Here is a 9,051-nt window from a genome sequence, read left to right as displayed (position 1 = left end):
CATCTCTGGCCCGCGAGAGGGTGAGCAGTTTGCGCACCGTCTCGCTGTCACGCCGCGGGATGGCCCCGATAGAGAGCACCACCAGGTCGAACTCGTGCGTCTCCAATCGGCCAGTGGTGGTGTTTTCCACCACCAGGCGCAGGTCGCCAGAGCCGTTGATCTCCGTTACCTCGCCGGGCAGGCCGCGGATGTAGCGCACACCCGCCTCCTTGCTGCGGCGGTAAAGGTCCTCGAAGCCTTTGCCGAAAGCGCGAATATCCAGGTAGAAGACCGTGATCTCGGTGTCCGGGTAATGGTCTTTGAGGAGAAGGCTGTCTTTGACCGTGTTCATGCAGCAGATATTAGAACAGTAGGGATTGCCGCGCACCTCAGAGCGAGAGCCCACGCACTGGATGAAGCCGATGCGTCGCGGGCGCACCTGGTCTTTGGGGCGCACGAAATGCCCTCCCGTCGGGCCACCGGCGGAGATGAGCCGCTCGAACTCCAGACTGGTGATGACGTTCTCGTAGCGGGTGTAGCCGTACTCGTCGAGTTCAGTGGGGTCGTAGGTGTCCATGCCTGTGGCCACGATGATGGCGCCGACCTGCAATTCTAATATCTCATCGCGCATGTCGAAGTCAATGCATTTCTTCTCGCAGGCATCCAGACATTTGCCGCAGGCGATGGGGTTATAACCCAGGCATTCCTGCATATTGATCACATAGGCGGACGGCACCGCCTGGGGGAAGGGGATGTAGATGGCGCGGCGCGTAGACAGGCCGGTCTGAAACTCATCTACGCTCACGACCGGGCACACTTTGGCGCAATCGCCACAGGCCGTGCACTCATTCTCCTTCACATAGCGGGCTTTGCGGCGCACGCGAGCGCGGAAATTGCCCACATAGCCGGAGACTTCCTCCACCTCGCTGTAGGCCAGGAGTTTGATCCGCGGATGCCGACCGGCATCCATCATCTTGGGCCCGAGGATTCAGATGCTACAGTCCATGGTGGGGAAGGTCTTATCCAACTGAGCCATCACCCCACCGATAGAGGGCTCCCTCTCCACCAGATAGACCTGGTGACCGGCATCGGCTAGGTCGAGAGCCGCCTGAATGCCCGCCACTCCACCACCGATCACTAGGACGGCATCGGTGACGGGCAGTTTGACCTCGGGTTGCGCCTGCAGCCAGCGCGCTCGGGCCACCGCAATGCGCACGATGTCCTTGGCTTTAGCCGTCGCCGCCTCACGATCGTACAGGTGCACCCAGGAGCACTGCTCGCGGATGTTGGCCATCTCCAGCAGATAAGGGTTCAATCCCACGGCACTGACGCACTCCCGAAAAGTCGGCTCGTGCAGGCGTGGCGAACAGGAGGCCACCACCACCCGGTTCAGATTGTGCTCCACAATGTGGCGCTTGATCTCATTCTGACCCGGGTCAGCGCAAGTGTATTTGTTGCGCACGGCCACCACTACATCGGGCAACGTGGCAGCATAGTCTTTGACCGCCTCGGTGTCTACGCTGCCAGCGATGTTCAGCCCGCAGTCGCAGACGAAGACCCCGATCCTCAACTCCTCAGAGTTCACAGACACCTCCCCTCTCATCCGCCTAACGCCTCCGCCAACAGCGTCGTCAGATCACGCACCGGCATCCTCAGGCCCGCCGCGTCCTCGTCGGCCAGGGCGCATCGAAAATGGATCTGGCATTTGACGCAGGCCGTCACCAGTAGGTCTGCGCCGGTGTTTCGTGCCTCGGTCAGGCGGTTGACCTGCATAGCCTTCGACACCGCGCCGCAATGAATCCAAGCACTGGTGCCGCAGCAAAGGGCACTCTGGCCACTGTGAGCCATCTCCACCAGCCGCACGCCCATCGCATTCAGCACCTGTCGCGGCGCATCATAGACGCCCATGAAACGCCCCAGGCGGCAGGGATCCTGATAGGTAACCGTGAAGTCCAATGGGCGGAGGGATAACTCCCCCAGCCGCGGGGCAACGAACTCCGAAAGATGCATCACCTTCGCCCGCAACGGCGCTACGTGAGCCGGATAGTCCACGGCCAGCGTACGGTAGCACTCCGGGCAGGTGGTAACGATCACTTCCGCGCCACTGTCATTCAACATCTCTATGTTATGTCGAGCAAGGCGCTGGAAGGTCTGCGGATCGCCTGTCCACAAGGCGTCGTGGCCACAGCAGCGTTCATCAGGCAGGAGAACCGGCCTCACCCCCAGACGATTCAGCACCCGCACCGCCGCTCTGGCGATGTTCACCCCCTCGGCTCCTAAATCCGAGAAAAGCACCTCGTAGTAAGGCAGGCAGCCGGTGAAATACAGCACCGGACCCCGCTCTGCCGTCTCCAGCGCCCCATCCAACCAATCCAGGCGGTTCTGGCGGAGGTTTGCGCTCATGATGTGGCTCAAGGCCTCCATGACGCCCCCGTGGGTGCAACCTCCCTCGCGCCCTTCCTCTCGCGCTCCCACCCGCAACTCGCGGATGAAGTCCACGTAGCCCACATCGGATGGGCAGCGGTGGCTGCACAGGCCACAGGTCAGGCAAGCCCAGATGGCATCGCCGGCCACCACCTCGTCGCCCTGTCCGAGCAAAACTCGCTCCACGGTGAGCCGGGGCGAGAACCCAGAATCCAGCCATGCCACCGGGCAGACCGAGGTGCACTTGCCGCACTCCAGGCAAAGGTAGGCTTTGTAAGCCCGCACGATCCTCTGCACGGCCTCGCGGTTCATTGCCCCACCTCCAGCGTCGCTTTCAGCCCGGCCACAAAGTCCTCCACCTGGCTGGCGAGATCCACCCCTTGCCCAACACCGACGCGCACGAAGCGCAAACGCGACTCGCCCAGGCCCAACAGATTTGCCAGAGCACGCATCTGGGCGAAGAAATCGGTGGCTCGGTCGCTGCCAGTGCGATAGTGGCATTCCCCTTCCGGGCAGCCAACCAGCAGGACCCCATCGGCTCCGTACTCGAAAGCGCGCAGCACTAAGCCGGGATGAAGCCGCCCCAGGCAGGGCATCTTCAGGAAATGCAAACCGTCTGGTAGGCTCAATCGCTCCCGCCCTGCTGCCTCCAACGCGCTGTACGCTCCCCAATTGCAGATAAACACCGCGACTTTCAACTCAGAACCGCCTTCAGCATCCCTTCCAATTGCCGATCCGAGATGTATCCCGCGCTCACTGCGCCCGATGGGCACCAAGCCGCGCATACCCCACACCCCTGGCAGAGCAACGAGTTCACCACGGCATGGTATCTCCCCTTCTCGTCTTCACCCAGGGCAATGGCCGCGAAGGGACACACTTGCGCGCACGTCCCACAGGCCCGACATCGCGCCGGATCTACGACTGCCCTCACGGGCGACACTGGGGCAGCCGATAGCAGGGACAGGACCTCTACCGCCGTCGCCGCACCAGCCACCTCGGGCGATTCGGTGGGATTTAGGACGAAGACCGGCGGCAGACCATTCGCGTGCTCTCCGTCACTGGTAATTACTGCGGCGTAGATCACCTCGCCCACGCGCACGCCGTAGGGAGTTGCCTTAGGCTGACTCGATAACTTGGCGATGCGCTTTACAGCCAGGCCCCGCCCGCGCAATATCTGCGCACACACATCCGCCGCCTGACCCACTCCCGCGATCAAGACCTCTTGTGAAGGCCAAGTGCCCGTGGCTACCGGAACAGTCAGACCCCTGAGCCGCGCCACAGCAGCCGCCACAATCGCCTTGGCGCTGGCAGTGGCCTCCTCAGATTCCCGGTGCACCCAGGCGCACTGCTCGCGCACGTTCACGAACTCTAATCTCCCGGCCAGGGGACCAAAAGAGCCCAGGTTGCCCTTACACCGCAGTCGCTGCGATGTGCAACTGTAGCACACCTGGTCCAGGGCGCAGCAAGAGCACGCTGCCAGCACCGCCCGATCCACTCTCTCCGTGAGGACCTGGCGGATGATCTCCGCCCCTTCCGTGTGGCAGGCAAATGGTAGGATCTCCACGTGAGCCACGCCAGGCAGACCGGCGGCATAGGCGCTCACCGCGTCCAGGTCCACCACGCCCGCGATCTCATCTCCACACTGGCAGAGGAAGACACCCAGCCGTTCGCCCCTCATAGGCGGGGACTGGGCCGGGGTAGAAATAAACCTCCCCAGCCTGGCCAGTGCCAGACCCACGACTGCATCGGCCGCCCGCGGGTCGTCAGCGATCTGATAGAGGCCATTGCCCTGTAGGGGCGCACGGCTGTGCACCCCTACATCGTCGGCCACGATCACCACGGTCGGCTCCAGTTCGCGGTACATCTCCTGGGCATCGTGCTCGATGGCAGCAGGCCGGCAGACGCGGACGCAGGCCAGGCACTCGGAGCAGGGTCCGCAGCGCAGGCAGCGATTGGCCTCGGCCACTGCTGTCTCGGGGTCATAGCCCAGTTCGACCTCAGCGTAGGTTGTCACCCGCTTAGCCATAGGGATGGTGGGCACGGCGTGGCGGGGGATGGACACGCGGTCTTCAGCGCTCAACTCCCGTCGGGCGATAGGCACCTCCGGCATCCTCACAGCCGGGGCAACGGCCTCGCCGCGCAGATAGGCGTCTATCGCCGCAGCCGCCCCTTTCCCCGAGGCAATGGCATCGATCACAGAAACTGGCTGGGTGATAGCGTCACCAGCGGCGAACACACCGGGCCGGCTGGTCATACAGGTCGCCCGATCCACGTCAACTGTGCCTTCTTGTGTGATAGCAATGCCGTGACCCTCGCCCAAGAACGAGAGGTCCGGCGACTGACCAATGGCCGGGATGACCAAGTCGGCGTCCAACGTGAACTCGCTCCCAGCGATAGGCACCGGCCGACGGCGGCCGCTTGCGTCTGGCTCGCCCAATTCCATGCGCACGCATTCCAGTCCCACCACTCGTCCGTCTTCGGCCAAAACGCGCGTCGGCGCTACCAGAAAATCGATGGGCACGCCCTCGTGTTCGGCCTCCTCCACCTCCTCGGGGATAGCGGGCATCTCTGCCCGAGACCGGCGGTAGAGGACGCGCACCTCCCGCAAGCCCAAGCGGATCAGCGAACGAGCCACGTCCATCGCCGTGTTGCCGCCGCCGATGATCACCGCCTTCGTGGCCCGGCCCTTCGGGATGAGAGCCGTCAATTCGGCCCCCCACTTCCGCCTGGTAGGGGCCACGCGCTCCGATACCCCCGCTGGAGAGAGCGCGATGGCTCGCAAAAGTCGCAGGCCGTGCACCACTCCGGCAGCATCTTCTCCGGGGATATTCAGGCGATGGCTGGAATGAGCGCCGACGCCGATGAAGACAGCGTGATAGCCCTGGGCAAATAGGTCGTCTATGGTCAAGCCGGGGCCGATGGGCGTGTTGAGGCGGATCTCTACACCCAGTCGCTCGATGCGGGCGATTTCCTCGCGGATGATGTGGCGCGGCAGGCGATAGGAGGGGATGCCCACCGCGAGCATTCCGCCGGGCACAGGCTGGGCCTCAAAGACAGTAACTGTATGGCCCAGTCGGGCCAGGCGTTCGGCCACAGTCAGACCCGCCGGCCCGGCGCCGATGACGGCCACGCGGTAACCCGTCGGTGGTGGCAACTCGACCTGTTCGTCGTGGCCGGCCGCGATGCGCTCCCAATCGGCCACGAAGCGCTTGAGAGCGCGGATGGAGATCGCTGAATCTACCTCGGTGCGGCGGCAGTTGGCCTCACAGGGGTGATGGCACACCCGCCCGCAGATGCCCGGGAAGGGAATGGCTTCGCGGATGAGAGCCAACGCTTCGGCGAAGCGCCCTTCGGCGATGAGATTGACGTAGCCCTGCACGTGGATGCCTCCGGGACAGGCGTTGGCGCATGGCGACTGACCCTCCTTGGCGATGGCGAGGATGCTGGGCACAGCGTCCGCAGTGGGACGATAGATCGCGCGGTGGTCGGTTCCCGGGACCGTCACCGGGCAGACGGGCAGGCAATCGCCGCACGCCGTGCAACGGTCCAGCCGGACGTAACGAGGGCGAAGATGCAGGGTCACGCGGTAGAACCCGTCTCTCTGGTCTAACTGCGTTACTTCGGCGTTGGTCAGCACCTCGGCGTTCGGGTGAGCGGTGAGGGCCAAAGCGTCGGCACGTTCGTCTGGCGTCGCGCCGTCTGTTTGCAGGAATGGCGCGCGCTCGACGAGCGTGACGGGCACGCCCAGGCGGGCCAGGCGCAACGCCGCCCGCACCCCAGCCCGGGTGCCACCGATCACCAATGCCCCGTTCGTCTTCCCCTGCATCAATGTCTTTGTCTCCGCCCAATGTGCACCGGGTTGTTCCCGTCCCATTGCCATTGCCATGGGTTGGCGGCAATATACCGGCGGATGCGGTTCAATTCGGCCTCGGATCGGATGACGTGTTCGTAATAATTGCGCTGCCAAACCGGCGCACCGGGCGTGCCATTCATTTCGTTTATCCGTTTGGTGGACACCGTCTTAAACGCCCCGATCAAACGACCCAACGGTTTGCGTTTCATCGTAGGGGCAGTTCGCGAACTGCCCCTACCGGGATCATCCACAATCCAAATGATGCCGTGCACATGGTTGGGCATGATCACCCATTCGTCCAATGCGACGTATTCATATTGTTCCGCCAGCCATTTCCACGATTCCTCTACGGCGGCGCCGAATTCATTCAACCGCATTTCCCCATCCACCACATCGCCAAACAGACATTCCCGGTTGCGCGTGCACAGGGTGACGAAATACGCCCCGGCCTGCGAATAATCGTAATCGCGCAGACGAATGGAACGGCGATGATGTTTCTGGGGGTCGTAGGGCATGGGTGTTTCTCCCCTGCCTTCAGGTCGCTGCTCCCGCCAGCAATTCCCTGCCATATTCATACCCCCGCTCGAAGGCGCGGGTATTCAGGTCCTCGGTGCCCTTCTTCACCGAGTCCAGGACGGCTCTCAATAGCGCCTCCTTCGACACCACATCGGTTACCGCGGCGAAGAAGCCTAACATCACCACATTGGACACGATACGCCGTCCCAACTCCTCAGCGAAACGGGTCGCCGGTATGCCCAAGAGCCGTACCCCCGGCGGCAGGTCATCCGTATGCACCAGATCAGAATCAATGAGCACTGTAACCCCGTCCACCATCTCGTCGCGGTACTTGTGATAGGCCTCCTGCGACATCATCACCAGGATTTGCGGTTGGATCAGGCGCGGGTACAGGATAGGCTCGTCGCCGAGTATGAGTTGGGCGCTGCAAGCCCCGCCCCGCGACTCTGGGCCGTAACTCTGGGTCAGTGTAGCGTACCGACCCTCGTAGATGGTAACCGCCTTGCCAATGATGTGCCCGGCCAGGATGATGCCCTGCCCGCCGAAGCCACTCAGCCGGATCTCCTCGCGTTTCACGCCCCACCTCGGCATTTCGCTGTGCTACTTGCGCTTGTTTATCACGTCTTCATCTACCACAAAGGCACAAAGACACGAAGATCACAAAATCACTCGCTTGATGCCATGTTTGATCAATGGCACGTTGAAGTTGATCAGAAAGCCAAGTCGCTTTCCAGTCAATTTCAACTGAGTCAGGAGTTGAGCCAAGAATACCGGATTTATCGTTTCCACCGCGTGCATCATTACAATCTACTCATCTCCTTGGTGCCTTCGTGTCTTGGTGGTTAGACGCAACGCTATGTGAAGCCAAAGAGACTTTCTCCCTTAGCACACGCTCGCGGCATTGGACAAAAGTCGGCTTCTCGATGTTCAGGAAGACGCCGACGATGAAATCCCCGCCCAGTTTGATGTCCGCATCGCGCGGGTCTGCGCCGTGCTGGATGATGCTGTGCTCGCGATAGTAGATCAACTCGTCCAGCCCAGTGCCCAGCCTGTTGGCTCGGCCATACTGGGTCGGACACGGGGCGATGACCTCCACCACACTGAAGCCATCCTTTGCCAGCGCCTCGCCGATGGAGCGCTCCAGCCGGCGGACGTGCAGGGTTGTCCAGCGGGCTACATACACCGCGCCGCTCGCCGCTGCCAGGTACGGGATGTTGAACGGATGCTCGTAGTTACCGTAGGGGGAGGTGGAAGTGATAGCCTCCACCGGGGTAGTGGGCCCCACCTGGCCGCCAGTCATACCGTAGTTGAAATTGTTCACGCAGATGACAGTCATGTTGACGTTACGCCGGGCAGCGTGGATGAAATGATTGCCGCCGATGGCGATCAGGTCACCATCGCCGGAAATCACCACCACCTTGAGGGCCGGGTTGGCCAGTGCCAGCCCGGTGGCGAAGGGGATCGCCCGGCCGTGGGTGGTGTGGAAAGAATCGAGGCGCAAATAACCCGCCGCCCGCCCGGTACAGCCTATGCCCGATACAACGGCCACCTTATCCAGGTCGAGCCTCGACTTGCTCAGTGCACTGATGAAACAGCCAAGCATGGTGCCCAAACCACAGCCCGGACACCAGATATGGGGCAGGCGGTCCTGGCGCAAGAGTGTGTCCATCGGATGCTGCTCAATCACCGCCACCTCATCGCGAAGTGTACTGTTCAAGGGAACTCCTTTTACCGTTCTCTCATCAGAACTTCCTTCACCGCAGAGGATCGGAGAGCACAGAGGATTCCTTTTCTCGCCCGGTCACAACTCTTTGGTCAGTACGAAGGAGGTCTTCAGCCGACGATATCCGAGATGCTCGTAAAAGGCATGAGCCTGGACTCGCTTGATATTCGTCCGCACCCAGATGGTGGAGCATCCGGCCTTCCGCGCCCACCCCTCTGCGACATCCATCAATTCTCGCCCGATGCCTCTCCCCCGCCAGCGTTCGCTCACCACCAACGCTCGCAGGTCAGCGACGCGGTCCACCAAGAGCGTTGATTCCAGTGCCACATGGACGAATCCAACTACCGCTCCATCCGCCACAGCCACATAGACACGTTCTCTCGTCGGGGACAGGCTTCCCCACCGCCGGCGGATATCCTCTGCCTGCGATGGATACCATAGTTGTGTCGCCAGGTCGGCTATTGCCTCCGCATCCTCTCGGGTGGCCAATCGAATCCTGAGACCCTCCATCTGACTCCTCTCATACCGAATGAAAACTGAGGCAAAGCCGTAGGAC

At 62.1% G+C, this 9,051-nt stretch carries 9 protein-coding genes; all 9 read right to left on the bottom strand.

All coding sequences use genetic code 11. The features are described 5' to 3' along the window. Positions 1–1,582: CoB--CoM heterodisulfide reductase iron-sulfur subunit A family protein (locus H5T64_05190; protein ID MBC7263738.1), on the bottom strand; the 1,582-nt coding region annotated here is incomplete at its 3' end. Beyond that, complete coding sequence (locus H5T64_05185) at positions 1,579–2,715, bottom strand: (Fe-S)-binding protein (protein ID MBC7263737.1); 1,137 nt, start codon at positions 2,713–2,715, stop codon at positions 1,579–1,581. The genes H5T64_05185 and H5T64_05190, both read right to left, overlap by 4 nt. Further along, positions 2,712–3,101, bottom strand: coding sequence for a hydrogenase iron-sulfur subunit (locus H5T64_05180; GenBank protein ID MBC7263736.1), 390 nt, complete (start codon positions 3,099–3,101; stop codon positions 2,712–2,714). Before H5T64_05180 ends, H5T64_05185 begins: the two co-directional genes overlap by 4 nt. After that, entirely contained in the window at positions 3,098–6,229 is a 3,132-nt protein-coding gene (locus H5T64_05175) for an FAD-dependent oxidoreductase (protein MBC7263735.1), read from the bottom strand. Before H5T64_05175 ends, H5T64_05180 begins: the two co-directional genes overlap by 4 nt. Further along, complete coding sequence (locus tag H5T64_05170; GenBank protein ID MBC7263734.1) at positions 6,229–6,771, bottom strand: transposase; 543 nt, start codon at positions 6,769–6,771, stop codon at positions 6,229–6,231. The genes H5T64_05175 and H5T64_05170 overlap by 1 nt, the downstream gene beginning before the upstream one ends. A 19-nt stretch (positions 6,772–6,790) precedes the next feature. Further along, the gene (locus tag H5T64_05165) at positions 6,791–7,363 is read right to left on the bottom strand and encodes a 2-oxoacid:acceptor oxidoreductase family protein (GenBank protein MBC7263733.1); all 573 of its coding nucleotides are present in this window, start codon (positions 7,361–7,363) and stop codon (positions 6,791–6,793) included. 66 nt (positions 7,364–7,429) lie between these two features. Beyond that, positions 7,430–7,573: a GxxExxY protein gene (locus H5T64_05160; protein MBC7263732.1), complete on the bottom strand. Its 144-nt coding sequence runs from the start codon at positions 7,571–7,573 to the stop codon at positions 7,430–7,432. 10 nt (positions 7,574–7,583) lie between these two features. Continuing rightward, positions 7,584–8,441 carry a 2-oxoacid:ferredoxin oxidoreductase subunit beta gene (locus H5T64_05155; protein ID MBC7263731.1) on the bottom strand — a complete coding sequence of 286 codons (858 nt, stop codon included), beginning with the start codon at positions 8,439–8,441 and terminating at the stop codon, positions 7,584–7,586. 132 nt (positions 8,442–8,573) lie between these two features. Beyond that, positions 8,574–9,005 carry a GNAT family N-acetyltransferase gene (locus H5T64_05150; protein MBC7263730.1) on the bottom strand — a complete coding sequence of 144 codons (432 nt, stop codon included), beginning with the start codon at positions 9,003–9,005 and terminating at the stop codon, positions 8,574–8,576. Between the last annotated feature and the right edge of the window lie 46 nt (positions 9,006–9,051).

This window comes from Chloroflexota bacterium (assembly GCA_014360825.1).
Classification (GTDB): domain Bacteria; phylum Chloroflexota; class Anaerolineae; order UBA2200; family JACIWT01; genus JACIWT01.
Note: the sequence above shows the minus strand (reverse complement) of the source record. Positions and strands in the feature narration are given on the sequence as shown.